Annotated in this window: 25 protein-coding genes and 1 tRNA gene; 9 read left to right on the forward strand and 17 right to left on the reverse strand. The window is 64.6% G+C overall.

The genetic code is table 11. The features are described from left to right. Positions 1-17: 17 nt before the first annotated feature. The 5 genes from ASB57_RS12205 to ASB57_RS12225 all read right to left on the reverse strand — a co-directional run bounded on the left by ASB57_RS12205 (position 18) and on the right by ASB57_RS12225 (position 4,438). Positions 18-770, reverse strand: coding sequence for an ABC transporter ATP-binding protein (locus ASB57_RS12205; protein WP_057652477.1), 753 nt, complete (start codon positions 768-770; stop codon positions 18-20). After that, on the reverse strand, positions 767-1,627 hold the full coding sequence (locus ASB57_RS12210; protein WP_057652478.1) for an ABC transporter permease: 861 nt from the start codon (positions 1,625-1,627) through the stop codon (positions 767-769). Before ASB57_RS12210 ends, ASB57_RS12205 begins: the two co-directional genes overlap by 4 nt. Continuing rightward, a complete protein-coding gene (locus ASB57_RS12215) occupies positions 1,628-2,608 on the reverse strand; it encodes an ABC transporter substrate-binding protein (RefSeq protein WP_057652479.1) in 981 nt (326 codons plus the stop codon). It lies immediately after the preceding gene. Between the two features lie 28 nt (positions 2,609-2,636). Further along, positions 2,637-3,557, reverse strand: coding sequence for a TauD/TfdA family dioxygenase (locus tag ASB57_RS12220; protein ID WP_057656103.1), 921 nt, complete (start codon positions 3,555-3,557; stop codon positions 2,637-2,639). A gap of 68 nt (positions 3,558-3,625) precedes the next feature. Further along, entirely contained in the window at positions 3,626-4,438 is an 813-nt protein-coding gene (locus tag ASB57_RS12225; protein WP_057652480.1) for a sulfurtransferase, read from the reverse strand. A 163-nt stretch (positions 4,439-4,601) separates the two neighbouring features. Here ASB57_RS12225 and ASB57_RS12230 point away from each other — a divergent pair, with 163 nt between their 5' ends. From ASB57_RS12230 to ASB57_RS12240, 3 genes are all read left to right on the forward strand, one after another. Beyond that, positions 4,602-6,059, forward strand: a complete 1,458-nt coding sequence (locus ASB57_RS12230; protein ID WP_057652481.1) for an MFS transporter — start codon at positions 4,602-4,604, stop codon at positions 6,057-6,059. 13 nt (positions 6,060-6,072) lie between these two features. Next, the gene (locus ASB57_RS12235) at positions 6,073-6,564 is read left to right on the forward strand and encodes a MarR family winged helix-turn-helix transcriptional regulator (RefSeq protein ID WP_082621565.1); all 492 of its coding nucleotides are present in this window, start codon (positions 6,073-6,075) and stop codon (positions 6,562-6,564) included. A 116-nt stretch (positions 6,565-6,680) separates the two neighbouring features. Further along, positions 6,681-6,926 (forward strand): CsbD family protein, encoded by a 246-nt coding sequence (locus ASB57_RS12240; RefSeq protein ID WP_057652483.1) that lies wholly within the window; start codon positions 6,681-6,683, stop codon positions 6,924-6,926. Between the two features lie 112 nt (positions 6,927-7,038). Here ASB57_RS12240 and ASB57_RS12245 read toward each other — a convergent pair whose 3' ends face one another. Continuing rightward, on the reverse strand, positions 7,039-8,355 hold the full coding sequence (locus ASB57_RS12245; protein WP_197425043.1) for an acyl-CoA dehydrogenase family protein: 1,317 nt from the start codon (positions 8,353-8,355) through the stop codon (positions 7,039-7,041). A gap of 83 nt (positions 8,356-8,438) precedes the next feature. After that, positions 8,439-9,983: a PLP-dependent aminotransferase family protein gene (locus ASB57_RS12250; protein WP_057652485.1), complete on the reverse strand. Its 1,545-nt coding sequence runs from the start codon at positions 9,981-9,983 to the stop codon at positions 8,439-8,441. An 81-nt stretch (positions 9,984-10,064) separates the two neighbouring features. On the opposite strand from ASB57_RS12250, the gene ASB57_RS31570 reads away from it, so the two are divergent. From ASB57_RS31570 to proP, 3 genes are all read left to right on the forward strand, one after another. Further along, positions 10,065-10,868: a 2Fe-2S iron-sulfur cluster-binding protein gene (locus tag ASB57_RS31570; RefSeq protein WP_231755409.1), complete on the forward strand. Its 804-nt coding sequence runs from the start codon at positions 10,065-10,067 to the stop codon at positions 10,866-10,868. Positions 10,869-10,877: 9 nt separating this feature from the next. Next, the gene (locus ASB57_RS31575) at positions 10,878-11,780 is read left to right on the forward strand and encodes an NAD(P)H dependent flavin oxidoreductase family protein (RefSeq protein ID WP_231755410.1); all 903 of its coding nucleotides are present in this window, start codon (positions 10,878-10,880) and stop codon (positions 11,778-11,780) included. Positions 11,781-11,969: 189 nt separating this feature from the next. Then, on the forward strand, positions 11,970-13,502 hold the full coding sequence (proP, locus tag ASB57_RS12260) for a glycine betaine/L-proline transporter ProP (protein ID WP_057652486.1): 1,533 nt from the start codon (positions 11,970-11,972) through the stop codon (positions 13,500-13,502). Here the strand turns inward: proP and ASB57_RS12265 are convergent. Together ASB57_RS12265 and ASB57_RS12270 are read right to left on the reverse strand one after the other, a co-directional pair. After that, entirely contained in the window at positions 13,484-13,858 is a 375-nt protein-coding gene (locus ASB57_RS12265) for a hypothetical protein (RefSeq protein WP_057652487.1), read from the reverse strand. The genes proP and ASB57_RS12265 overlap by 19 nt on opposite strands. 44 nt (positions 13,859-13,902) lie before the next feature. After that, on the reverse strand, positions 13,903-14,211 hold the full coding sequence (locus ASB57_RS12270; protein WP_057652488.1) for a BrnA antitoxin family protein: 309 nt from the start codon (positions 14,209-14,211) through the stop codon (positions 13,903-13,905). A 242-nt stretch (positions 14,212-14,453) separates the two neighbouring features. Here ASB57_RS12270 and ASB57_RS12275 point away from each other — a divergent pair, with 242 nt between their 5' ends. Beyond that, positions 14,454-14,927 (forward strand): YbaK/EbsC family protein, encoded by a 474-nt coding sequence (locus ASB57_RS12275; protein ID WP_057652489.1) that lies wholly within the window; start codon positions 14,454-14,456, stop codon positions 14,925-14,927. Positions 14,928-15,091: 164 nt separating this feature from the next. On the opposite strand, the gene ASB57_RS12280 is transcribed toward ASB57_RS12275, so the two are convergent. Both ASB57_RS12280 and ASB57_RS12285 read right to left on the reverse strand, forming a co-directional pair. Then, a tRNA-Val gene (locus tag ASB57_RS12280) sits at positions 15,092-15,168 on the reverse strand. 87 nt (positions 15,169-15,255) lie between these two features. Further along, positions 15,256-15,969: a phosphoribosylanthranilate isomerase gene (locus ASB57_RS12285; RefSeq protein WP_255362040.1), complete on the reverse strand. Its 714-nt coding sequence runs from the start codon at positions 15,967-15,969 to the stop codon at positions 15,256-15,258. 227 nt (positions 15,970-16,196) lie between these two features. Between ASB57_RS12285 and ASB57_RS12290 the strand changes: the two genes are divergently transcribed. Together ASB57_RS12290 and ASB57_RS12295 are read left to right on the forward strand one after the other, a co-directional pair. After that, positions 16,197-16,670 carry a hypothetical protein gene (locus ASB57_RS12290; RefSeq protein ID WP_057652491.1) on the forward strand — a complete coding sequence of 158 codons (474 nt, stop codon included), beginning with the start codon at positions 16,197-16,199 and terminating at the stop codon, positions 16,668-16,670. Between the two features lie 62 nt (positions 16,671-16,732). Next, the gene (locus ASB57_RS12295) at positions 16,733-17,344 is read left to right on the forward strand and encodes a TetR/AcrR family transcriptional regulator (RefSeq protein ID WP_057652492.1); all 612 of its coding nucleotides are present in this window, start codon (positions 16,733-16,735) and stop codon (positions 17,342-17,344) included. Here ASB57_RS12295 and hpxZ read toward each other — a convergent pair. The 6 genes from hpxZ to ASB57_RS12325 are packed head-to-tail and all read right to left on the reverse strand — an operon-like array spanning position 17,341 to position 24,108. Then, positions 17,341-17,757, reverse strand: a complete 417-nt coding sequence (hpxZ, locus tag ASB57_RS12300) for an oxalurate catabolism protein HpxZ (RefSeq protein WP_057652493.1) — start codon at positions 17,755-17,757, stop codon at positions 17,341-17,343. The genes ASB57_RS12295 and hpxZ overlap by 4 nt on opposite strands. A 22-nt stretch (positions 17,758-17,779) precedes the next feature. Then, a complete protein-coding gene (locus ASB57_RS12305; RefSeq protein ID WP_057652494.1) occupies positions 17,780-18,952 on the reverse strand; it encodes an amidase in 1,173 nt (390 codons plus the stop codon). A 34-nt stretch (positions 18,953-18,986) separates the two neighbouring features. Beyond that, positions 18,987-20,678: an ABC transporter ATP-binding protein gene (locus ASB57_RS12310; RefSeq protein WP_082621567.1), complete on the reverse strand. Its 1,692-nt coding sequence runs from the start codon at positions 20,676-20,678 to the stop codon at positions 18,987-18,989. Then, the gene (locus tag ASB57_RS12315) at positions 20,675-21,502 is read right to left on the reverse strand and encodes an ABC transporter permease (RefSeq protein ID WP_057652495.1); all 828 of its coding nucleotides are present in this window, start codon (positions 21,500-21,502) and stop codon (positions 20,675-20,677) included. Before ASB57_RS12315 ends, ASB57_RS12310 begins: the two co-directional genes overlap by 4 nt. After that, a complete protein-coding gene (locus tag ASB57_RS12320; RefSeq protein ID WP_057652496.1) occupies positions 21,499-22,473 on the reverse strand; it encodes an ABC transporter permease in 975 nt (324 codons plus the stop codon). Before ASB57_RS12320 ends, ASB57_RS12315 begins: the two co-directional genes overlap by 4 nt. Positions 22,474-22,476: 3 nt before the next feature. After that, positions 22,477-24,108, reverse strand: a complete 1,632-nt coding sequence (locus ASB57_RS12325; protein WP_057652497.1) for an ABC transporter substrate-binding protein — start codon at positions 24,106-24,108, stop codon at positions 22,477-22,479. Between the last annotated feature and the right edge of the window lie 16 nt (positions 24,109-24,124).

The raw sequence follows: 24,124 nt of genomic DNA on the forward strand, positions 1-24,124 counted from the left end.
CAGATCCAGAAATTCCCTCAGCTTTGCAGTGCCTGCATCACCTGCCTGTGTACCTCGAACAGCGCGGGATCGTCGGGGTCGCGGGGGCGTGGCACGTCGACGTCGATGATGCGCACGATCTCCGCGGGCGATCCGCCCATGACGGCGATGCGGTCGGCCAGGAAGGCCGCTTCCAGCATGTTGTGAGTCACCAGCACGCCGGTGGGGCGCGGGCCCTCGCCCGACAGCCACATGGCCTGCAAGAGCTGCCGCAATCGGCGCGCGGTCAGTTCGTCCAGGGCGCTGAACGGTTCGTCCAGCAACAACACATCCGGCTGCACCGCGAAAGCACGCGCGATGGATACGCGCTGACGCTGGCCACCGGACAGGAATTGCGGAAAGGCGCCGGCGTGCTCCGGCAGCTCGACACGTTGCAGCAGCTGCCGCACAGTGCGCGCCACATCTTCCTTGTCCTTGTTGCGGCCGGCCAGCACGATGCCGATGTTCTCGGCCACGCTCAGCCAGTCCAGCAGCCGCGGCTGCTGAAACACCACGCCCAGGTTGATGCCCTGGAACGGCCGGTCGAACTTCACGTCCCCCTGCGTGGGCAGATCCAGCCCCGCGATGAGATTGAGCAGCGTGGACTTGCCGCAGCCCGACGGACCCACCAGCGCCAGCAGCTCGCCCGCGCGCACGTCCAGGTCCACCTTGGTCAAGACCGTGCGTTCCGGGGTGCTGCCCAAGGGCGGATAGCGCTTGGTGATGCCACGTAGTTGAATATTGCTGCTCATCGCGCATTCCCCCGCTTCCAGCGATTGGCATGAACTTCCAGCGGCCGGAAGATGCCATGCTCGACGGCCAGCATGGCGATCCAGAACGCCAGGGTCCAGGCGATCACGCCTTCCACATCCTGGGTGCTGAACTTCGAGTTCAACTGATACCCCACGCCGTCGGACATGCCGAAGATTTCCACCAGCACGATGACCTTCCACGCAATCGAGAAGCCGATGCGGCAACCCGATACGATGAAGCTGTAAAGCAGCGGCAGCCACACCTTGCGCAGCACCAGCACAGGCGGCAGACGGAAGACCCGCACCATCTCCACCCGCTCCTGCTCCAGCGAGCGCACACCTTGATGCACGGAAATCACCATGGCGGGCAGCACGCCCAGGGCTACCGCCACCACCGGCGACGCCAGCGACACACCGAACCAGATCACGCACAACAAGGCCCAGACCAGGCCCGGCACCGTCAGCCCCAGGATCACGCCCGGCTCGAAAAAGCGCTCGGCGTTGCGCGACACCGCGGTCAGGATGCCGACCGGCAAGGCGAACACCAACGCCAGCAGAAAGCCCAGCGACATGCGCAGGAAGGTGATGCCGATCTCGGTGAACGCGAAACCGCTGCGCACGATTTCCACCAGCTCGCGCACGATGGCGCCACAGCCCGGCACCAGGGGCGAATGCAGCCACACCGCCATCGCTTCCCAGCATGCGGTCAGCAGCACGAAGAACAGCACCGGCGGCCAGGCGCGCACCAGAAAGGCGCGCAGGCGCCACGTGGCGGCGCCGCGCACCTTGGGCGCCATCACGGGGGCCGGCGCAGGCGCGGCCTCGCCGCTTTGCAAAATGGCGTTATCGGAGCGCATTCAAGCCTTCACATAGAGTTTGCGCGACGGCACGGCGTCCAGCAGGCCGAGCTTCACCGCGGTTTCGACCTGCTTGTCTATGGTCGCGAAGACGCTGGCATCCCACTTGGTCGCATACGTCGGCGCCAGCCGCTGGGGCAGCAGCTCGATGGCCTGGGTCTCGTCGGCCTTCAGGCCCAATTCTGCGGCGATGGGCTTGAGGCTGTCGGGATGCTGGGCGATGGTGGCGCCGATACGTTCAAACAGCGTCGCCAGTTTGGCCGCGGTCGCCTGGTTTTGCTCATACCAGCCCTTGCTGGCCGCCAGCCCGACCAGGAACGGATCGTCCTTCTGGCCCGTGGCCTCCTTCCAGATATCGGCGACACGAGCGATCTCGCGCGCGCCACGGCCTACCAGGCGCGTGGCGGTGGGCTCCAGGGTGATGATGCCGTCCACATCGCCGCGCTCGAACAGCGCCAGGTTGGCCGTGGGCGAGCCGAAGATCACCTTCACGTCCTTCTTCAGGTCCAGGCCCGTCAGCGATGCAGCGATACGGGCCTGCTGATAGGTTTCGCTGGTTTCAGCGGTGGTGGCGATCCGCTTGCCGATCAGGTCCTTGGGCGATTTGTAGGGACTGTCGCCCTTCACGATCCAGCGGCCATGGTTGTTCAGCGCGGGGCCGAACAGCACGATGTCGCTGCCGCGGTTGGCCAGCGTGGCCAGGCCCACCGAGCCGAAGACACCGACGTCCAGGGAGCCGGCGCTCAACTGCACCTGCATCTTGCCTGGGTCGGCCGTCACCCAGTCGAGGGCGATGCCCAGGTCCTGATCCAGCTTGTACCGCTCGACCAGGGGCCGCCAGGCCGAACCCGCGCTGCCCGCCGACGGCAAGGTGATACGTACTTTCTTCTTGTCCTGCGCATCGGCGGCATACGTGGCGCCGGGCAACAGGCCGGCGGCCATCGCGCCGCCCGCCAGCTGTAGAAAATCTCTGCGATTCATTTCGTGTCTGCGTATAGGAAAAGTGATCTCAACTGGCCAGCACCAAAGCCCGATGCATGACCCGCTTCTGCGTGCCGAAATCCGGGACGCCGCGATGCTGCACGGTACGGTTGTCCCAGATCAGGGCGGTGCCGCTCTCCCAACGATGGCGCGTCTGCACCTCCGGTGAGCTCAGCGCGTCGAACAGGATGTCCAGCAACGCGGTGCTGGTGCGCCGGCTGACGCCCAGGATGCGATGCGTGTACAGTTCGTTGACGAAGATCTGCTTGCGGCCCGTCTCCGGATGCGTGCGGATCAACGGCACTTCGATGGGCGGATACTTGCGGCGCTGCTCGGCGCGCGCTTCCAGGTCGTGATAGGCCAGCGTCAGATAGCCCATGGTGTCGGCGTCATGAACCGCCGTCAGCGTTTCCAGGTAGGAAACCAGCAGCGGATCGAGCAGGTCATAGGCCGCCGTGCCATTGGCGAACAAGGTGTCGCCGCCAAGCGCGGGCATGGTCTCGCCCAACAGCGCCGTATAGGGTGGCGAGGTGGGCTGGAACACCTGGTCCATATGCCAGATGTAGTTCATGCGGGTTTTCTTGGTCGACGCGTCGATGGTGTTCAGCTCGCCGCTTTTACCTGTCTTGGGCGTGTAGGGCGTGTTCATCAGCTTGGCCTTGCCGAACAGCGAGACCAGCCGCTCGAAATGCTCTACGCCGACGGTGCCCGGCTCGAAGCTCAGGAAGCCATAGCGCAGCAAGGCGCCATACAGCAGCTTTTGCACACCCGGCGCGACGTCGCCGGCGCCGTCTATGCGCAGGCCGCTCACGCGCGCGCCCACCGTTGGCGAATAAGGTGTCACCGTGACGCCGTCCGCCTCGGAGGCGCTGGCCAGATAACGGGACATGTCCAGAATCTTCGGCTGGATCCGGTCGAGTCTGTCGTTGTCGACGACGATGCCGTTCATGATGTCTTGCTTCCCTTGCTTTATATGGGTTTTGCCCGGAAGGCGCGTGGTTGCCGCCTGGATGGCGATCAGGCCGCCGCGGATTCCACCGGAAATTTGTCGGAAGTGCCCCATTCATTCCAGGACGCGGGATAGACCGCGGCGCCCGTGTGGCCTGCCAGTTGCAGGGCGATGAAGGTCCTGGCCGCGCGTCCACCACCGCCGCAATAGACGATGGCGCGTTCATCGGCGGCCACGACGTCCTTGACCGCGGGCGCCAGTTGGGCGGCAGCCGCGAAACGGCCATCGGCCGCCAGCTCGCGGCTGGTGTCCCAGAAGCGCGCGCCCGGCACGCGGCCCGTGCGGCCGGCGTTGCTGCGCTGGCCGGAAAACTCTTCCCTGGAACGCGCGTCAATGACGCGCACGCCGGCGGGCTGGGCTTGCGCTTGCACGGCGGCCAGCACCTCATCCGCGGTCGCCAGATAGGCGGCCTGCGGCGTCACCGTGAAGGGCGTCGCGGCCACGGCGGGCGCGGCGGTCACCCGCTCGCCCGTCCAGGCGTCGACACCGCCATCCAGCAGGACGATGTGCTCGACCCCCGCGTACGCCAGCGCCCACGCCACCCGGGCGGCGTTGACCTCGTTCTGCGCACCGGCCACCACCACTCGCGACGTCGGTGCGATGCCCAGCGCCGACAAGCTCCACGTCAGCACCGCCTGCAGGCGGGCCAGCGCGGGACCATCGGTGCGCGTGACCGCGAACAGGGACGGCTCCAGGTGCCGCGCCCCGGGAATATGCCCCGCCCAATAGTCAGCCGCCGGTCGGGTGTCGACCAGAACGATGTCCTCTTGCCCGATGTGCCGCGCCAGCCAATCCGGCGTCGCCAGCTCGAAAGTTGCCATGACCCACTCCATGATGCAGACAGATATGCCAGGCATCGTATCGTCAGCACGCTAACTATCCAACGCACATTAATTTGTTAGCTTATTTACTATTGTCATTTCTGAGCGGTCGTCCGAGCGCGCAGAATGGCGGGCGATTCCCCTTTTCCGTGGCCTCCGATACATGTCTTCATCCCCCCGCGATACGGCTGCCGCCGCTCAACCGGCCGGCGCCGCCGCGACGCTCCCCAAGGACACCAGCTTCCGCCCCCTGTCCATCCTGGTCGGGTCGGCCTATTTCATGGAGCAGTTGGACGCGACCATCATCAGTCCTGTCATCCCGGACATCGCCCGCGACTTCGGCGTCGATCCGCTCAGCCTGAACCTGACGATGACCATCTACCTGCTGTGCTCCCTGGTATTCGTGCCCTTGAGCGGACTGGTGGCGGCGCGGCATGGCACGCGCACGGTGTTCTCCTGGGCGGTGGGGCTGTTCACCGTCAGCTCGGTGCTGTGCGCCATGGCCCCCAGCCTGGCCACCTTGGCCGTGTGCCGTGCATTGCAGGGCGTGGCGGCGGCCATGATGGTGCCGGTGGGCCGCACCGCCATCGTCCACACCACCAGCAAGGCGCAACTGGTCGAAGCGCTAGCCTGGTTCATCACGCCGGCCATGGTGGGCCCGATGCTGGGGCCGCCCCTGGGCGGTCTGTTCTCCGCCTACCTGTCCTGGCACTGGGTGTTCCTGATCAATGTGCCGGTGGGCCTGGCTGGCCTGTGGGCCGCGCGCAGCATCATGCCGCAGCTGCATCATCGGGCCGACCTCAGATTCGACGTGCGCGAATGGCTGTTGGCGGGCGCCGCGCTGGCCTTGCTGATCCTGTTGATCGAACGGGCGCGGCATGGCGCCAGCCTGCCGATGCTGGGCGTGCTGGCCCTGGCCTTCGGGCTATGTGTCTGGCTTTATGCACGCCGCTTCCGTGGCCTGGCGTCGCCCATGCTGGACTTTCGCCTGCTGCGCCTGCCGACCTTCGCCGCCGGTTTCTGGGGCGGGTCCCTGGTCCGCGTCGGCTACGGCGCCCTGCCCTTCCTGCTGCCGCTGATGCTGCAGCTGGGCTTGGGCTACACCGCCTTGCAAAGCGGCATCGTCCTGCTGATCAGCGGGTCGATTGCGTTCTTCACCAAGACCCAGACTACCCGGCTGTTGCGCCGCTGGGGTTTCCGGCGCGTGCTTTGCTATAACGGCGTGATGTGTGCCGCGGCCTTGGCCGGCTGCGCGCTTTTCTCGCTGCCGTATTGGGGTCTGGTGGGCATCACGGCATTCGTGTCCATGGCCAGCTTCTTCCGGGCGGTCCAGTTCAATGCCTTGACCGCCGTGTCCTACTCGGACCTGCCCCGCGAGAAAATCGCGTCGGCCACCACGCTCAACACCATGGCCTGGCAACTGGCCATCATGCTGGGCATCTCCCTGTCGGCGCTGGCTGTGCAGTGGTCTGCTAACCTAGGCGCCCGCAGCACGCCGGCCGACTCGGATTTCTCGGTGGCGTTCGTCCTTGTCGCGCTGTTCGCCTGCGCCGCGATGCCCTGCTATCGGGCCTTGTCCGCGCGGGCCGGGGCAGAGCTCAGCGGCCATCGTGCCCCCTAATTCATCCACATCCATGTCCGCTCAGCACGTCGAACGATTGTCCCAGCTTTACTCGCGTCCCGGTTTCCTGCTGCGGCGCGCGCACCAGATCTATGTTGCCATCTTCGAGGCGAATTTCGAGAAGCTGTCGCTGTCGCCAGCCCAGTACTCCGTCATGATCGCCTTGCATGACCTGCATGGCGTCAACCAGGGCGACCTGGCCAAGGCCATAGGCATGAACAAGGTCACTGTGTCGCAGATTGTCCAGGCGCTCGAAGCCCGCGGCTGGATTACCCGCAAGCAGTCGGAGAGCGACCGTCGCCAACGCACCTTGACCCTGACCGCCGCGGGCCGGCGCGCCCTGAACCAGACGGCGGAGATGGCCGAAGCCACCTACGCCGAACAGATGGCGCCTTTGACCGAGCCCGAGCGCCAGCGCCTGTTCACGCTGCTGCATCGCATCGTCGATGAGCTCGAACCACGCGCGCGCACACCGTTCGAGCCGATCAGCACCGCGGAGCAATGACCGCCAGGCACGGCACTTGCAACCACCTCGGTGCTCGCCGCTAATCGCGCTGTCCACTTCTTGATCGGGCAGCGCAAGCGCAGTCACACCGTGCAAATTTTCAAGGAGAAATCACGATGCTCGAATCCGTTGAAGGCAAAGCCCAAAAGTGGGCCGGCAAGGCACAAGATGCAGTCGGCGGCTTGACGGGTGATGCAGCGACCCAAGTCGAAGGCAAGGTACGCCAGGCAGCCGGCTACGCCCAGGAAACCTATGGCGAAGCGCTGGGCAGCCTGCGCGACAAGACCGCGGAGAATCCTATCTGGGCCGTGGCAATTGCCGCAGCGGCTGGCTACATCCTGGGCGCACTGTCGCGCAGGTAAGTAGCGCAGGTAAGCAACGCAGGTAAGCAACGCAGGTAAGCATCACTGGCAATCACGCAGCTCGATTGCCGCGCGGCCCTGGGAAGACCCGATCTTCCCAGGGCCGTAGTTTTTACACGCCCAGCAGCGCCTCTCCATCCCCTATCGGCACCACCGCTTCGGAATCGCTTTGGGCGAAGAAGGATGGCACGCTGCCGTTCAGCTGATATTCGCCCAGATGCCGATGGCGGTAGATCAAGGGGTTGTGGGAAGCCAGGGTCCTGACGTTGCGCCAGTGACGGTCCAGGTGCTTGTGCCGGTCGACCGCGGAAGAACCGCCCACTTCGAATATGTCCGAAGTCGTCTTCAGCGCCAGGTCGAGGGCTACCGTCTGCGCCCGATAGGCGTTCAGGCCGGCTTGGTGCTCAAGGCCCGGCACGCGTTCCGTAAGGGACGCGCGCAGCGCGGCGTCTTCAGGTTCCGTCCCCGGTGCCGACTTCAGGTACAAGTTCGCCGCGGATACCTCATCCAGCGATTCCGCCACCTGCAATACGATGGCCTTCAAAGCGTAGGCCGCGGCGTCGGCGCGGCCCACCACTGCTTGCACCAGGGGATCCTCGGCGGGAATGGCGGCGCTGGCCTGTTTATAGGTGCGATGCCGGGCCCGCACGAAATCGGTGATGTCGTCCGCGGCGCGCCGCACGATGCCGGCGGCGGTCGCCAGGTGGGAGAGCTGCACGTGCGCATAGCGGGATCCTGAAATCGGCGCCGGTGGCGAGACTTCCTCCGCTTCGACGGGGGCATTGTTGAACACCACCGTGCCGCTACTGCTGCTGCGTTGGCCGATGCCCGACCAGTCGTCGATGACCTCGACGCCGGGCGCGTCGGTGCGCACCAACAACGTCGCGACCTCGCCCGCTTCCGTCGTGCCGGTGACCGACAGGTAGTCCGCGTATAGCGATCCGGTGGTGTAGAACTTTTTACCCGTGACGAAGTACCGGCCCTTGTCTTTGGTGAGCGTGGTGGCCGGCTTGCCGTGCTCGCCCGTGCGCTCCGCGCTGCCGGCGGCGATCACGGTGCCCGCCGCGATCCGGCGCAACCAGTTGGCGCTATGCGGCTCGGCGCGACGCGCCCAGTGCCCTTCGGTGAAACGGAAATGCACCCGCAGCGCGTGCGACAGATTCGAATCGGCCGCCGCCAGTTCGATCAGCAGCAGATGCAGTTGCCGCAGCGTCGCGCCGCCACCACCGAATTCAATCGGTACCCGCACGGCGGTGAAGCCCGCGTCCTTGAGCCAACGCACTTCCTCGACGGGCCGCCGGCCTGTCTCTTCCCGCTCCAGCGCGCCCGCCGCGATTTTGCCGAACACCGGACGGAAGCGAGCCAGCAACGACTGATCGTCGGGCCCCTGCTCCCGCAGCCCGGCGCCGGCCTGCTTCGTGATTGCCAATTGCATCTCCCAGTTCAGACGAACCAACCGGGATCATCATAGAGACGGGCCTGCCCACCTTTAACGCATTTGTCCTTATTTACTCATAGCCTCGACCGCGACGCCTGCCATGCCCGATGCAGGCGTTCAACCGCCTGCACCAGTTCATCGGGCGACATGGACGCGAAGCCCAGGCGCAGGCCGTTGACGGGTTCGTCGAGCGGCGAGAATTGGCGGCCGCCGCGCACGAACAGATTGTCGGCCGCGGCATGCCGCAGCATGGCATCCACATCCACGTCGTCGCGGAACGTGACCCACAAGGCCAGGCCACCCTGGGGCGGACGGGTGGTCATCGCGTCGCCGAAGTGATGCCGCAGGCAATCCAGCAGGGTTTCCTGGCGCGCCCGGTAATGCTTGGCGCTACGCCGCACGTGCCGGCGCAACTCGCCGTTGGCGATCAGATCCGCCAGCATCTTCTGCATCACGGCATCACCATGGCTGGCCAGCAGCAGATACTTGCGCTCCAGGGTCTCGATCAGATTTTCAGGCGCGACAATGAAACCCGTGCGGAAGCTGGGACCCAGCAGCTTGGACAGGGAGCCGATGTAGATAACGTGGCGCTGGTGCGCATCGCTGGCCAAGGGGGCGTAGGGCCGTCCCGCGAAATGGTATTCGTGGTCGTAGTCTTCCTCGACGATCGAGAAGGAATGGCGCGCGGCAAGCGCCAATAATTGCGCGCGGCGATCCGCGCGCAGGCTGACCGTGGTCGGAAAGTGGTGATGCGGCGTCAGATAGATGAAACGCACAGGTCCGCGCTTGCATATGGCTTCCACCTGGTCGACCACGCAGCCGTCGGCATCGATATCGACCACTTCGATACGCGCACCCAGGGCGCGGAAGATGGTCCAGGCAGGCGGATAGCTCAGGCGCTCCACGATGACCACATCCCCGGGCTTGATCAAGGCGGCCGCCGTCAGATGCAAGGCCATCTGCGTGCCCTGCGTCAGGCAGATGCAAGACGGCGTGACCGCCAGCGCACGGGTGGCGCTGAGCATGCCCGCCAAGGCAAGCCGCAACTCCTGCGCCGACGCGATGTTGCCGTAACGCACCAGGTCGGACCGCAGCCCTTCGCGCAGCGCGACACGATAGTGGCGATGCAGGATGGCTTGCGGCAGCAGACGGTGGTCGGGCGACCCATTGTCGAAGTACATCGTGCGTGGGCCGCCGACATTGCCACCGCGGCCGCCGTTGGCGCGATCGCGTGCCAGCGGGCCCTCGAAGTATTCCGGCAGCGGCGTCGCATTGAATGCCGGCAGAAAGGCGCGCTCACCCTTTTCCGCCGGGCCGACATCAGCTGTTCGTGCCACGGCCGCCCCGCCGGGGCTGAACGCCGGATTGACGAAAGTCCCCCGTCTTTGCTCGCTGACCAGCCAGCCTTTGATCGCGGCCTCTTCATAAGCCAGGATCACCGTCTTGCGATTCACCGCCAGCATGCTGGCCATTTCCCGCGTGCCGGGTAGCGGCGCGCCAGGCGGCAAGCGCCCATCCTGAATGGCGCGTGCCAGCCCGTCCAGGATCTGGCGATATGACACGCTGCCCGCGGCGCCAGCCACTTCGAGCAGGACGCGCCAGTTTCTCATCTGGACCATGTGAAGTTTCAAAAACTGGAGGTTTCGGTAGTCCTAGTCTACCGTCACAATCTGCCGGTGCTCACATTCAGGATCGCCAACATGCAGGATAGACATCTCATCGAGATCGGCGCCGCCGGGCAGCATTTCCGCGCGGGGAACGAACTGCTGCTGGACGCTGCCCTTGCACAAGGCATGGCCGTCCCGTTTTCCTGTCGACGCGGAGAGTGCGGATGTTGCAAGGTGCGGGTGCTGCAAGGCACGCATGCCGTCGAGCCTTATGCGGCGCTGGGCACCCCATATCCGCTGGCGGACGGCGAACTGCTCTTGTGCCAGAGCCGCGCCTGCAGCGATCTGCGCATCGATATCCCGGGCTGGTCGATGCAGACTCCCGCCCTGCGCTTCGAGGCCATCGTGCAGGAAAAACGCGACCTGGCCGCGGGAATTACCCGTCTTGCGGTCAAGTCCGCGGACGGCAAGACGCCAGCAATCCAGCCCGGGCAATACATGAAGCTGTACCTGCCCGACGGCAGCAACCGCTGCTTTTCGGTGGCCAACATTCCTGCCGCGGAGGATGGCCAACTTGAGTTTCATATCCGGCGCGTGGCCGGAGGGCGCTTCTCCGAGGGCATGCTGGACACCCTGCGGCAGGGCGACCGGATCAGCCTGGAAGGCGGTTTCGGCGCCTGCACCTGGCAAGGTACTGGACACGCGCATCTGGTCCTGTTCGCGACGGGAACCGGTTACGCCGGCATCAAGCCGATCCTCCTGGCCGCATTGGCATCGAACACGGCGGCGGCTCCCCCGCTTCAGTCGATCACGCTGTATTGGGGTGGCAATGGCACCGACGACTTCTACGACCAGGCCTTCCTGGATACCCAGGCCGCGACCGATCCACGTTTCTAGTGGGTGGGCGTGATCGGCGCCAGCGGCCAGGATCATCCCGCCATAGCGCGGGGACACGTCCAGGATAGCGCGGGTGCGCACGGCCATGATTGGTCCGCGACCCAGGTCTACGCCTGCGGCAATCCCGCGATGATCGCCGCGGTGCGGGCGGCCTGCGAAGGCTGGGGCGTGCCCGCGCACGACATCATCGTCGAAGCCTTCGTGCCGTCTGGAACGAGTTCCATTCCTTTGGCGGAGGGCAGCCTGGATCCCCTGCTGGAGCGCGTCGGCCCGCGCTTTTCCCTGGATGGCATGTTGGCGGCACGCGCGCAATCCATACGCGCGGTCGCGCAGATCGCCGGCAAGCTGCGCGTGGGGATGACCACCGCGCAGGCTGTCGAGATGGCGGATCAGCACCTGCGGGACATGGGGTCTTCCAACACCTGGCACCCGACCTATATCAGGTTCGGGGACGACACCGTGCGCACGCCCCGCCAAGGCGTGCGCAGGCAACGGACGCTACAGCCTAGCGATATCGTCGTTGTCGATATCGGGCCGGTATGGAATGGCTACGAGGGCGATTTCGGCGACACCTTCGTCTTCGGCGACGACAATCTACATCGCTCATGTGCGCAGGCCGCGCGCGATGTGTTCAGCGCCGCGAAGGTGGCCTGGAAGACGGGCCTGACCGGCCGCAAGCTTTATGACTACGCCGAAGCGCAGGCCGAGCGCGGCGGCTGGAAGCTGGAGCGCAACCTGGCCGGCCATCGGGTTTCCGATTTTCCCCATGCCCTGTATGGCCCGGCCAAACTGGCCGAGATGGACATCGTCCCCAGTGATGCCGTCTGGGTGCTGGAGATCCAGCTGCGCCATCCGGAGCGCCCCGTGGGGGCATTCTACGAAGACATCCTGGTTGGACTGCCGGGTCAGTAGGCCGGAATTGACATTCCTGGCAGGGGCGCGCACTGTCGGGGACGGCTCATCAGGCGGTCGCGGGAAGGTGGGGCGTGCCCATGGACAACCTCGGGCACGATAACTGCAGAGCAGGCGGCAAAATCAATAAGGCCCGTCGCGGCGGAATCAGCAGTCAGGATGTCAGCCCGGGTCCGACCAGGAACGTCCATGAGCCAGCCAGCCCCACCCTCTTCGTCCGTGCAACCTCTGCAGATCGGCGACATTACCGTCATCGATAACGCCAAACTCAAGAAAGCCGTTACCGCCGCCGCGCTGGGCAACGCCATGGAGTGGTTCGACTTCGGCGTGTATGGTTTCGTCGCCGCGGCGCTGGGGAAGATCTTTTTTCCCGAAGCGTCCCCCGCGGTGCAAACCATCGCGGCCCTGGGCACGTTTTCCGTGCCTTTTCTGGTGCGGCCGCTGGGGGGCGTGTTCTTCGGTGTGATGGGAGACCGCTTCGGCCGGCAGAAAGTGCTGTCGCTGACCATCATCATCATGGCGATCAGCACGTTCTGCATCGGGCTGATTCCCTCCTATGCGTCCATCGGCCTGTGGGCGCCCGTGCTGTTGCTGCTCTGCAAGCTGGCACAGGGTTTCTCGGTGGGCGGTGAATATACGGGCGCGGCCATCTTCGTGGCCGAATATGCGCCGGATCGCCGCCGTGGTTTCCTGGGCAGCTGGCTCGATTTCGGGTCGATCGCGGGGTTCGTGCTGGGGGCGGGCCTGGTGGTATTGCTGCACTCCACGCTGGCGGAACAGGCTTTTCTGGATTGGGGCTGGCGCCTGCCCTTCTTCGTCGCGGGGCCATTGGGCTTGTTGGGCCTGTATCTGCGGCATGCCGCCGAGGAAACGCCGGCGTTCACGCAGCAGCTGGAAAAAATGGAGAAGGAAGACCGCGATGCCGTACAGGAACGGCCCACGGTTTCGTTCCGGGAGATCTTCTCCAAATACCGCAAGGCCTTGCTGGTTTGCATAGGCATGGTGCTGGTGACGAACATCACCTACTACATGCTGCTGACCTATATGCCTACCTATTTATCCAGCAGCCTGGGGTATTCGGAAGAGCACGGCGTGCTGATTATCGTCGTGGTGATGATAGGCATGCTGTTCGTGCAACCGTTGGTGGGTTTTCTCAGCGACAAGGTCGGGCGCAAGCCTTTCCTGCTGATAGGCAGCATAGGACTGTTGATCCTGGCCATCCCCGCGTTCCATTTCATCGGCAGTGACAATACCGGGCTAATCTTCGTGGGCCTGCTGCTTATCGCCGTCCTGTTGAACTGCATGACGGGTGTCATGGCGTCCACGCTGCCGGCCTTGTTCCCCACGCGCATTCGCTACAGCGCCCTGGCCAGCTCGTTCAATATCGCCATCATCGTCGCCGGCCTGACGCCCACCATCGCGGCATGGATGGTGGAAAGCACGAACAACGTGATGATGCCGGCCTATTACCTGCTCGTGGCGGCCATTATCGGGCTCGTGACGTCCTTCTACCTGCCCGAAACCGCCAACCGCCCGCTACGCGGCGACACACCTAACGCGGCCAACAAGCGTGAAGCCAAGGTGTTGCTGCAGCAGGCCTACGACCATATCGAGGAAACCGTGCAGGAAGTGGACGCCGAGATCGCCGAACTGGAAGAAAGGTTGGAGTCCCTGCGCCAACGCCGCCAACGCTTGGCGGATCGTCATCCGACGCTGGATTGATTCCTTGTGGCTGGCGCCGGCGAGGACCGAAACCGGACATACAGAGATTGCGGGCGCTCGACGATCACGACATCTGGATTCAGCGCCAGGCCTCTATGCAAGAGGTCCTTGCCTACTCGCCAGAGGACGTAAATCAAGTGCAGAGGTCCAGGCATGAACGATGAAACATCGTCCTGCCAAATGGGCCTGTTGTCATCGATGCGCCAGATCATCCCAAGCGATGCCACCGTAGTCGTGCAAATATCGACCGCGCCGTCCAGATCGCCAACGCTTTCGAGCACAAAGGACTCGCGCTTTTCGACCAGCGAAGCGAACTCCGCGCCCGTGATCCGGTTCTGGAAATACGTTTTTATCATGCGCTCACCAGGATGTAATCGACGCCGGGCTTTTCCTTGAACCGTCAGAGAACCCCGTTTTCGACGGCATCGCGCAAGACCTTGTTCACCCGCGTTTGCCAGCCTTTTCCAGAAGCCCGCAGATGCGCCATGACGTCGGCGTCTATACGCATGTTCAGCGTGGGGCGCTTGATCGCGACCGGCGGACGGCCCATCTTGGTGACCGTCACACGCCCTTCCGACCAAGCTTCCGCCACCATGGCTTCGTCGTCGGGATCGTAGAGATCGTCATCGGCGTCAAAGGGAACAGGCTTGCCCTTGGCTGCGGCACGGCGCAACGCATCCCAATCAGTTTGCTGCTTTTGCTTCTTCATAGAACCTCCGCTCGCCGGCATCAGCCTCATTTGCGGCCCGATAAAGATATGCTCCGATCAGACTTTTTGTCAATACATTTAGTCTTGCCGCCTGGCGACTTCCGGCGCTTCTGTTCACCGCCCGGCGCATCCAGTTCCTCGCGCCTGATCGGCAAGTAAGCGGTTCGTCACTCCTTTAAAATCCTGGTTCTGTCAGCGGCGCGCGGGGTGCGTGCGGGCTGCGGAAGTCTTCAGGAGAGAACATGAGTGCGGAATCAGTGCGTGCGTTTTTTGCGGAGCGCCATCCTCGAATCGAAATCGAAGAGTTCGACACGAGTACGGCGACCGTGGCGCTTGCGGCCGCGGCGCTGTCCGTGACCGAGGGGCAGATCGCGAAGACGCTGGCACTGCGACTCGAAGACCGCGTCATCCTGCTGGTCATGCGCGGCGACTCGCGCCTGGACAACAAGAAGTTCAAGACAGCCTTCGGCACGAAGGCGCGCATGGTCGGCACCGAAGACGTCGAACAACTGACGGGCCACCCCGTAGGCGGCGTCTGCCCCTTCGGCCTGGTCGCACCCCTGCAGGTTTATTGCGACGTGTCGCTGAAAGAGTTCGACGTGGTCTACCCCGCGGCCGGATCGAAGAACACGTCGGTCCGCATCGAACCTCAGCATATGGCCGCTTTGGTTGAAGCCGAGTGGGTGGATGTGGCGCAAGGGGCCGTGCTGGCGTAGAACAGTCCCACGTCCCTCGGAGCGGTCGGATGCGCACCCGACCCTCGTCGCCGACGAGCGTCACAACCCGGCGACAGCGCGCCAAAACGAAATAGAAAAAGCCCGGCAAGTCAGAGACTTAACCGGGCTTTATTGGCAACGCTAGGCGCTGCCTGGAATTCGTTTGGTAGGCGGTATTGGGTTCGAACCAACGACCTCCACGATGTCAACGTGGCGCTCTAACCAACTGAGCTAACCGCCTGCAAAGAAGAAGAATTATATGGGTGTTTTTTAGACCTGTCAAATCGGATCAAAATTTTTCGATCCGTTTAACTGCCCGAACGCTTCTTCAAATCCCGTCTGCGCGGCGCACCGCATCGACGAAGGCGCGCATCTTATCATGGACTTTGATTCCTGGCGCGCTCTCCACCCCACTGCTGATGTCGACGGCGAAAGGACGCACGGTCCGCACCGCGGCTTCGACGTTATCGGGCGTCAGTCCGCCGGAAAGTATCATCGGCACGGAGATGCGCCCGGCGGTACCCGCCGGCGTGCACGCAGCCGCCGCGGATGCCTTGCGCACGTCGTCCAGCAAGTGATGATCGAAGGCCAGGCCGCTGCCGCCGAAGCCCGCCGTGTAGCTGTCGAACAACCAGCCGGAAGCATCGTCATAGCTTGCGCAAGTGGCTGCGAGCGCGGCCGCCGTGTCCATGCCCGGGCCGCCGACGCGCAAGGCGCGCAGGTAGCGTTGCCCATACACGCGGCAATCGGCCGGCGTCTCGTCGCCGTGGAATTGCAGCAGGTCCGGCCCCACTTCGCCGACGATGCGGCGCACCTCTTCTTCCGTGGCATTGACGACCAGGGCTACTACGTCGACGAACGCCGGTACGGCGCGGCGCAGCCGCGCGGCCTGCGCGACGTCGATATAGCGCTTGCTCTCGGGATAGAAAATCATGCCGACGGCATCGGCGCCCGCGGCAACGGCGGCGGCGATGTCTTCGCTGCGGGTCATGCCGCAGAATTTGATGCGGGTACGCATGAAGGCGGAACCAGTAGTCGAAATGGAAGCCGCTGCCGTGTGGAAAAACGCGCGGCGGAGCGGCCGAACAGCCCCATTTTATCGGCTTCAGCGGATCGGGTCTTGGCGGGACGGACGCTGCCCGCGCACGCGCGAGCCAACCTTGGCCTTACTCTGTTCCTTCCGCCAGCTTGCTGACTGACCGACAGTCAGTTTAGAATTTCGCCATCGCCGCTTTCCCCCTGCGCGGCGTTTCATTCGGAAGCTACCCAGTGATCCACTACGATTTCCACGACTGGCCCCTCGTCGTCGTCACCACCATCGGTTCAGTGACGATGCCTGAGCAGGCGGAATTCCTGCAACGCGCGGCGCGCTGCCTGTCCAGCGGGGACCGCATCGCCATCCTGTGCGTGCTGTCCGAAGGCGCGGCAGTGGACAGCGCGGAAGCGTCCTTGGCAATGGCGCGGGATTGGCTGCGGGCGCATGAAGCGCTGATCCGAAGCGGAATGATGGGCATTGCCCTGGTTGCGACTGTCGAGCAACGCGAGCGCATGTTGCACGTGGATCCCGAGCAGTTATCCGGCGTGCCCGCTCAGGTTTTCGGCGATACGAGCTCCGCCCTGGCCTTCCTGCGCTGGTTCATCTCTCCCCCAACGGGCGCCACGTGGGACGCCGGCGGTATCGACAAGCGCGTCCACGCAACGATGGCGGACACGAGACCCGTGGCGCATACTGCTACCCTGTAACCGCCTGCCCCCGCTCGCCAGCAGCCTGGCCCATCAATGACGGCTCAACTCGAAGACTCAAATTGAAGACTGAAAGCGAACCCAAGCGTCCGCGTACCAAGCCGGCCGAAACGCGCCGCGCTGAACTGATGGATGCTGCCCAGGCGGTTTTCCTTGAGCGCACATTCGACAGCGCGAGTATCGAGGAGATCGCGGCACGGGCCGGCGTCGCCAAAGGCACGTTCTACCTCTACTTCAAGACCAAGGACGAAGCGCTGCAGGCTTTGCGCGAGCGCTTCGTCGACAGGTTCCTTGTGCGATTGCAAATGGTCGTCGCCAAGCAGCCACTCGGCGCATGGGTGCAACGGCTGGACGCATGGGTGGGCGCGGCCGTGGAGATGTATCTCGACGAGTTCGCCCTGCACGACCTGGTGTTCCATGACGTCAGTCCCGCACAACGGAATATGCGCACGGAAAACATCGTCACCGTGAATCTGGCGGAACTCGTCGCGGACGGGGTCAAGGCCGGCGCCTTCATCAGCGGCAATCCCCGCCGCAGCGCGGTCATGCTGTTCGGCGCGGTCCACGAAGCCGTCGACGACGAAATCGCGGCGGCCAGCAAGAACGGCCGCAAGCGCCTGATCGGCGACGTGCGTACGTTCTGTAGAAGGGCTTTGGGCGTGGCGACCGATTAGGCTTGCGTCGGCGCCGCGTCGGGCATGATGCTCACATGCGCGGAGACGACCTTCCAACCTTCCGGAAACCTGGCCCAGGTCTGGCTCTGGCGCCCGCGCTTGCCGTTGCGCAGCAGCACATACTCGGTGTTCGCCACGGCGAAGTCCGTGCCGAAGGTGGTGACGATGGTGCGTTCCAGGCGGCGCGCCCGCTGATCCTTTTGCGTCGACGTGCGGGACGCACGGAACGCGGCGATTTCCGCATGGCCGTACAGGTTCTCCGCCACCCCGAAGCGCTGCGTCAGCGTGTGGTTCCAGAAGGTGTCGTCGAGCACGGCCACGTCGTTGTCTTCCAGGCCTAGCTCATAGCGATCGAAAGCCGCGCGAACTTCGGCGACGACGGAGGGGATGTTGATTTCGGGACCACTGGTCATACGAGTCTCACAGTAAAGGGGATCAAGAAAGCGCGCGGGCGATGCCTGCCAGCTTCGCGTCGCCGCCACGCCAGGCAATGATGGACAGCCCCACCGGTTTGCCGTCCACGGTCCCCAGCGGCAGGTTCATCTGCGGCAGGCCCGCCATGCCGGCGAAGGAGTTCAGCAAACCTATCCGCGCGGAATACGTGTCCAGTTCTTCCAGGGAACTATCCGTGGGCGGCGCCGGGAACGGCGTGGTCGGGATGCACAGGATCGCGCCATCTTCCAGCAGCAGGCGCGCGCGTTCGATGACACGCTGGCGCACCGAATTGCCGAGCGCGATCTGGGCCGGCGTGATGCTCGCGCCCGCGGCCATATTGCGCGCCACATTGAAAGCGAAAGCCGGATTGTGCTTGTCGACCCAGCCCGAAAACGTCTTCCAGCTCTCGGCCCTTTGCAGCAAGGCCCGCTGGTGGCCCCAGACTTCCATTTCACCTGGCGCGCCCAAGGCCATATCGGGCAGATCGCTGCCGAGCAGTTTGCGCAGCGCGGCAATGGCGGGATCCAGCGCGGCGCGGACGCCGGGATCGGCCAATGCGAAGGCGTCGGTGGCCACATGCAGCGGCGCGTGGACCGGAGCGGGAATCGCTTCGCCCAGCAGCACCTCGGCCACGCGTGCGAAAGTGTGGGCATCGCGGGCAAACCAGCCCAGCGTGTCGAACGTGGGGGCCTGCTTGCAGATGCCGTCGAACGGCAGCCGGCCGTGCGTGGGCCGCATGCCGTACAGCCCGCAGAGGCTGGAGGGAACGCGGACGGAGCCGCCTGAATCGGTGCCCAGGGCGAAGTCGCACAGTCCGGCGGCCACCGCGCTGGCGGACCCGCTCGACGAACCGCCTGGCAAGCAGCCCGGCGCGCGCGGATTCACCGGCGTGCCGAAGAAGGCGTTGAAGCCGAGGATGCCCAGCGAAATCTCGCAGGTGATGGTCTTGCCGGCCACGGACGCGCCGGCATCGAGCAACTTGGCCACACCCCATGCATGCGACGTGGGGACGGCATGGGTGCGCTCCCAGTCGGGATTGCCGCAGCCGGTCGGCACACCGGCGATGTCGATCAGGTCCTTGACCGCGAAAGTCAGACCCGAAAGCGGGCCATTGGACGCGCCGTCGAGTGTCGTACGGGGACCTGGCAGGAAACCGTCACTTGATGGGTACATGGTTTATCCCTGGAGAATCGGTGAACTTAAGCGTTCAGCTGGCATTGGCTTGCAGGCGTTCCTCAGCCAGCCGCGGCGGCGGCTGGTCGAGAGAAGACAAGGCCGCGCGAGCCGCCGTGTCCCGGCTCCACTGCGCGCCCGGTACTGCGTCGAACAGCGCCCGCGTGTATTCGTGCTTCGGCGCGGCGAAGATGTCGGCGGTGTTGCCGATCTCGACGATGCTGCCTTGCCGCATCACGGCGATACGGTCGCAGATCTGCAGCGCCACGCGCAGGTCGTGCGTGACGAACAGCATGCTCAGGCTAAGCTGCGACTTGATCTGGGCCAACAGAGCAAGCACCTGCTCCTGCACGGACACATCCAGCGCGGATACGGGCTCGTCCGCCACCAGGATCTGCGGGTCCAGCGCCAGTGCGCGCGCGATACCCACGCGCTGCCGCTGACCACCGGAGAACTCATGCGGATAGCGGTCGCCCGCCTTGGCGCCCAGACCCACCAGCTCCAGCAGTTCGCGGGCCTTGCGGTCTGCCTGCGCGGCCGGCATGCCGTGGATGATGGGCCCCTCCGCCACGATGTCGGCGATACGCAACTGCGGATTGAGCGATGCGTAGGGATCCTGAAAAATCATCTGTATGCGCTTGCGGTAAGGCTGCAGCTCCTTGCGCGTCAGCTGCGTGATGCCCTCGCCGTCGAGAATGATGTCGCCACGGTCCAGGGTGAGCAGGCGTGTCACGGCGCGCGCCAGGGTGGATTTGCCCGAACCCGACTCGCCCACCAGCCCCAGGGTCTCGCCGTGGCGCAGCTGGAAGTTGACCTCGTTGAGGGCCACGGTGGCGCGGCCCCGTCCGAACACGCCTTTGCCGGCATAGGCCTTGTAGGCGCCATTGGCTTCGAGTATCAGCCGTCCTGGCGGCGTGGCCGGCCGGTCGGGCACGGCCAGGCGCGGCACCGCGCTCAACAGCGCCCGCGTATAGGCATGCCGCGGATGGTCGAGGACCTGATCGCGCGGGCCGGACTCCACCAGCGTGCCTTTCTGCAGCACCGCGACGTGATCCGCGATGTCCGCCACCACGCCGAAGTCGTGCGTGATGAAGAGCACCGCCGTGCCGCGCTCCCGCTGCAGGTCGTGAATCAGCTTCAGTATCTGCGCCTGGGTCGTGACATCGAGCGCGGTGGTTGGCTCGTCCGCAATCAGCAGTTGCGGACGTAGCGCCAGGGCCATCGCGATCATGGCACGTTGGCGTTGGCCGCCGGACAATTCGTGCGGGTAGGACGCGGCGATACGCACCGGATCCGGCATATGCACGTCCGTCAGCAACTCCACCACGCGCGCCTTGCGCTCCGCCCGCGACATGGGCGTATGCAGCTTCAGCACTTCGGCGATCTGGCGTCCTATGGTGTGCAGGGGATTCAGCGCGGTCATCGGCTCCTGGAAGATCATGCCTATCCTGGCGCCGCGTATCGCGGACAGCGCCTTGGGCGACAGCTTCGTCAGGTCCTTGCCGTCGAAGGTGATGCTGCCCGCCGTGACGGACACGCGCGGCGCCGGCAACAAGCCCATGATGGCCCGCGCGACCATGGACTTGCCGGAGCCCGACTCGCCAACCAGGCAGGTCACCTGGCCCGCGTGCAGGGCCAGGTTGACGTCCTGCACCGCGCTGGCGCGATCGGCGCCCTTGGGCAGGCCGATGGTCAGTCCGGCTATGGATACGAGAACATTGCTCATCGCTCGCGCAACCTCGGATTGAATGCTTCGTTAAGGCCATCACCCACCAGGTTGATGGCCAATACCGTCAGCAGCAGCGCGATGCCTGGAAAGGTGCAGACCCACCAGGCCGTGCGCAGCGACGTCCGTCCCGCGCTGATCAACAGCCCCCAGCTCATCACGTTCGGATCGCCCAGCCCCAGGAAGGAAAGACCCGATTCGAGCAGAATGGCGTTCGCGACCAGGAGCGAGCCCACGGCGATGATGGGCGACAGGCAGTTGGGCAGCAGGTGGCGAAAGATGATGCGGCTGGGGCCGGCGCCCAGGCTGGTGCTGGCCAGCACGAATTCGCGTCCGCCCAGCGCCACGAATTCTCCGCGCACCAGCCGGGCGATGCCGGGCCAGGACACCGCCGCGATCGCCACGATGACGCTGGACACCGACGGCGACAGGATCACCACCAGCAGCATGGCCAGCAGGAAGGCAGGAATGGTCTGGAAGAACTCCGTGACGCGCATGAGCGCCACGTCGACGTTGCCACGGCAGTAGCCGGCGAACGCGCCGACCAGCGCGCCCAGCACCACGGCGGACAACGCGGCCAGCACGCCTATCATCAAGGACGCCCGCGCGCCGTAGGCCACGCCGGCGGCCACGTCGCGTCCAAGGCTGTCGGTGCCCAGCAGGAATGCATCTCCAGGCGGTTGCAGAGGCGGGCCGGACAGGCCGAACGCGCCTTTGGGATAGAGAAAGGCCGACGCGACGGTCAGGAACAGCATGAAGAGGAACACGACGGCGCCGAAGACGGCCATGCGGTTCCTGGCGAACAGCTTCAGTTTCGCGGTCATCGGATCTGTATCCTCGGGTCCAGCGTGATGTACATGAGATCGGTCAGCAGATTGATGACGACGACCAGGCAGGCGGAGACGAAGAAGATGCCCAGCAACAGGTTGAGGTCGCGCGATTGCAGCGCGTTGAACGCCAGCGTGCCGATGCCTGGCCAGCCGAACACGGTCTCCACCACCACCGAGCCGCCGATCAGGTTGCCGGCCTGCAGGCCCGCCATCGTGACGACCGGCAGCATGGCATTGCGCATGATGTGGCCGTAGACGATCCCTCGTTCCGAAAGTCCCTTGGCGCGGGCGGTGACGACATAATCCATGCCCGTCTGTTCCAGCATGGATGCCCGCATCAGCCTGCTATACAGCGCCAGATAGAACACCGCGAGCGTGCTGGCGGGCAGGATGAGATGCCGCCCGATGTCCCACACCCGGTCCCAGCCTTCATTGAACGCACCGATGTCCTCCAGGCCGCTGGTGGGCAGCCAGCCCAGGTTGATGGCGAAGACCACGATAAGCATCAATCCCAGCCAGAAGCCTGGTGTCGCGTAGCAAAGCAGGCTGAGGAAGGAGATCACGGCGTCGCGCAGCTTGTTGCGCGCGGACGCGGCCAGCAGGCCCAGGGTGATGCCGCCCGTCAGCGCCGCGACGAAGGCGGTGCCCATGAGCAACAAGGTAGGCCCGAGCCGGTCGAAGATCAGTTGCGCGACCGGCGCGTCGTTGCGGAAGGAATAGCCGAGATCCAGGCGCAGCGCATTGCCGATATAGGTCAGGAACTGCTCCATCAGGGACCGGTCCAGCCCGAACTTGGCGCGCAGCGCGGCCATGTATTCGGGCGTCGCCGCGCCGCCTTCGCCCGCCAGCACCGAAGCGGGGTCGCCGGGCGCCAGATGGATCAGGAAGAAATTGAGCACCAGGATGCCGAAGACGACCGGAATCGCCAGCAGCAGCAGGTACCCGAAGCGGCGCCACCGTTGCATGGTTCAGGTCTCCATCCAGGCACGTTCGAAGGCGCTGTAGGTGCCCAGCGGTCCTACCGTGTGGTCGTGCAGTTTCTTGTTGAAGATCGTCACGTAGGTGACCTCGGCGAGCCAGGCGCCGGGGCTGTCCTCGACGATGACCTTCTGCGCCTGCGCATACAGGGACGCGCGCTTGGCGGGATCCAGTTCGCGGGTGGCATCGCCCAGCAGCTTGTCGACGACAGGGCTGCGATAGTCCTTGTTGTTGACGAAAGTGGTGCCCTTGCGGATGGCGGACGACAGAAAATAGCGGTGCACGCCCACGACGGGATCGGCGCCGGCCGAATAGAAGGGCTCGTTGATGTCGAAGTCATAGTCCGTATAGCAGCGGCGCAGCCAGGTTGCCGTGTCTTCGCTGCGCAGGGTCAACTTGATGCCGATATCGTTCAACGCCTGCTTGAGGTACTCACCCTGGCGCTGCCATTGTTCGCCGAAGGGATTGATCTCCAGGGTCAGGCCGAAGCGCGATCCGTCGGCGCCGCGCTTCAGGCCGGCATCGTCCAGCAGCTTGTTGGCAATGGTCAGGCGGTCCGGCACGTCGAAATGACGTACGTCATCCGAGTACAGACCCTTGAACGAGGAGCACAGCGGGCCGGTGGCCGGCTTGCCGAAGCCGTACATGATGCGGTCGACGATCAACTTGCGGTCGATGGCGTAGGCGATGGCTTGGCGAACTTCCTTCTTGTTCAAAGGTTCGCGGCGCATATTGAATTCCAGATTGCTCATCGCCGCGGTCATGCCGTAGCCCTTCTCGGTGCTGCCGAGGATGGGGTTGGCCTGCAGGCGCTTGATGTCCGCCGGATTCACCGCGCTGTAGCCGGCATAGTGCGCCTCGCCGGCTTCCAGGGCGGCGGAACGCGTGGCGGCGTCCGGAATGAAACGCGCCACGATGCGGTTCAGGTAGGGCAGGCCCGGCTTCCAGTATTTCTCGTTCCGGTCCAGGCGCACGTAGCGGCCGCGTTCCCACTGGACGAACTTGAAGGGGCCCGTGCCGATCGGTTTGTTGCCGGTGGGATTGTTCAAGGGATCGGTATTGACGAACACCGACTTGCACACGATGGGCATGTCCTTGGAAGACAGCGATTTCATCAGGTACGGGGCGGGACGGGCCAGCCGGAAGATCGCCGTCATCGGGTCCGGTGTCTCGACCGCGGTCAGTTCGGCCAGGATGATGGGACCGTTGGGGTTGTACTTCTTCGCGATCTCCATGAACGTGTACTGCACGTCCGCGCTGGTGAACGGTTCGCCGTTGTGGAAGGTCACGCCTTCCTGCAAGTGGAAGGTGATCGTCAAACCGTCTGGGCTGATCTCCCAGGACTTGGCCAGGCTGGGAACGGGATTGATATCCCAGTCATAGCCCACGAGCCCTTCGTAGACCTGCGTCGTGATCATCGGCACGTTGCCCGCCGAGTTGGCATACGAGGCCAGCGTGGCGGGCTCCGGATGCACGATCATGATCATATTGCCGCCGCGCTTGGGCGTATCGGCTGCCATGGAAACCGCCGGCAATGTCGCCCCGACGGCCGCCATGGCGCTGGTGACGATAAATGCGCGGCGGTCCAACGAACGCGGATCCGAACCATCCTTGTGAGACATGAGATGCAGTCCTTGT

Source organism: Bordetella sp. N (assembly GCF_001433395.1).
Lineage (GTDB): Bacteria > Pseudomonadota > Gammaproteobacteria > Burkholderiales > Burkholderiaceae_B > Bordetella_C.

Coding starts and splice junctions, on each gene's coding strand:
- ASB57_RS12235 (WP_082621565.1), top strand. CDS start 6,073: ATGTCCGCTCAGCACGTCGAACGATTGTCCCAGCTTTACTCGCGTCCC.
- ASB57_RS12210 (WP_057652478.1), bottom strand. CDS start 1,627: ATGCGCTCCGATAACGCCATTTTGCAAAGCGGCGAGGCCGCGCCTGCG.
- ASB57_RS12220 (WP_057656103.1), bottom strand. CDS start 3,557: ATGAACGGCATCGTCGTCGACAACGACAGACTCGACCGGATCCAGCCG.
- ASB57_RS12320 (WP_057652496.1), bottom strand. CDS start 22,473: ATGCAACGGTGGCGCCGCTTCGGGTACCTGCTGCTGCTGGCGATTCCG.
- ASB57_RS12250 (WP_057652485.1), bottom strand. CDS start 9,983: ATGGTCCAGATGAGAAACTGGCGCGTCCTGCTCGAAGTGGCTGGCGCC.
- ASB57_RS12315 (WP_057652495.1), bottom strand. CDS start 21,502: ATGACCGCGAAACTGAAGCTGTTCGCCAGGAACCGCATGGCCGTCTTC.
- ASB57_RS12310 (WP_082621567.1), bottom strand. CDS start 20,678: ATGAGCAATGTTCTCGTATCCATAGCCGGACTGACCATCGGCCTGCCC.
- ASB57_RS12270 (WP_057652488.1), bottom strand. CDS start 14,211: ATGAAGAAGCAAAAGCAGCAAACTGATTGGGATGCGTTGCGCCGTGCC.
- ASB57_RS12325 (WP_057652497.1), bottom strand. CDS start 24,108: ATGTCTCACAAGGATGGTTCGGATCCGCGTTCGTTGGACCGCCGCGCA.
- proP (WP_057652486.1), top strand. CDS start 11,970: ATGAGCCAGCCAGCCCCACCCTCTTCGTCCGTGCAACCTCTGCAGATC.
- ASB57_RS12225 (WP_057652480.1), bottom strand. CDS start 4,438: ATGGCAACTTTCGAGCTGGCGACGCCGGATTGGCTGGCGCGGCACATC.
- ASB57_RS12275 (WP_057652489.1), top strand. CDS start 14,454: ATGAGTGCGGAATCAGTGCGTGCGTTTTTTGCGGAGCGCCATCCTCGA.
- ASB57_RS12240 (WP_057652483.1), top strand. CDS start 6,681: ATGCTCGAATCCGTTGAAGGCAAAGCCCAAAAGTGGGCCGGCAAGGCA.
- ASB57_RS12205 (WP_057652477.1), bottom strand. CDS start 770: ATGAGCAGCAATATTCAACTACGTGGCATCACCAAGCGCTATCCGCCC.
- ASB57_RS12230 (WP_057652481.1), top strand. CDS start 4,602: ATGTCTTCATCCCCCCGCGATACGGCTGCCGCCGCTCAACCGGCCGGC.
- ASB57_RS12265 (WP_057652487.1), bottom strand. CDS start 13,858: ATGATAAAAACGTATTTCCAGAACCGGATCACGGGCGCGGAGTTCGCT.
- ASB57_RS12305 (WP_057652494.1), bottom strand. CDS start 18,952: ATGTACCCATCAAGTGACGGTTTCCTGCCAGGTCCCCGTACGACACTC.
- hpxZ (WP_057652493.1), bottom strand. CDS start 17,757: ATGACCAGTGGTCCCGAAATCAACATCCCCTCCGTCGTCGCCGAAGTT.
- ASB57_RS12215 (WP_057652479.1), bottom strand. CDS start 2,608: ATGAATCGCAGAGATTTTCTACAGCTGGCGGGCGGCGCGATGGCCGCC.
- ASB57_RS31570 (WP_231755409.1), top strand. CDS start 10,065: ATGCAGGATAGACATCTCATCGAGATCGGCGCCGCCGGGCAGCATTTC.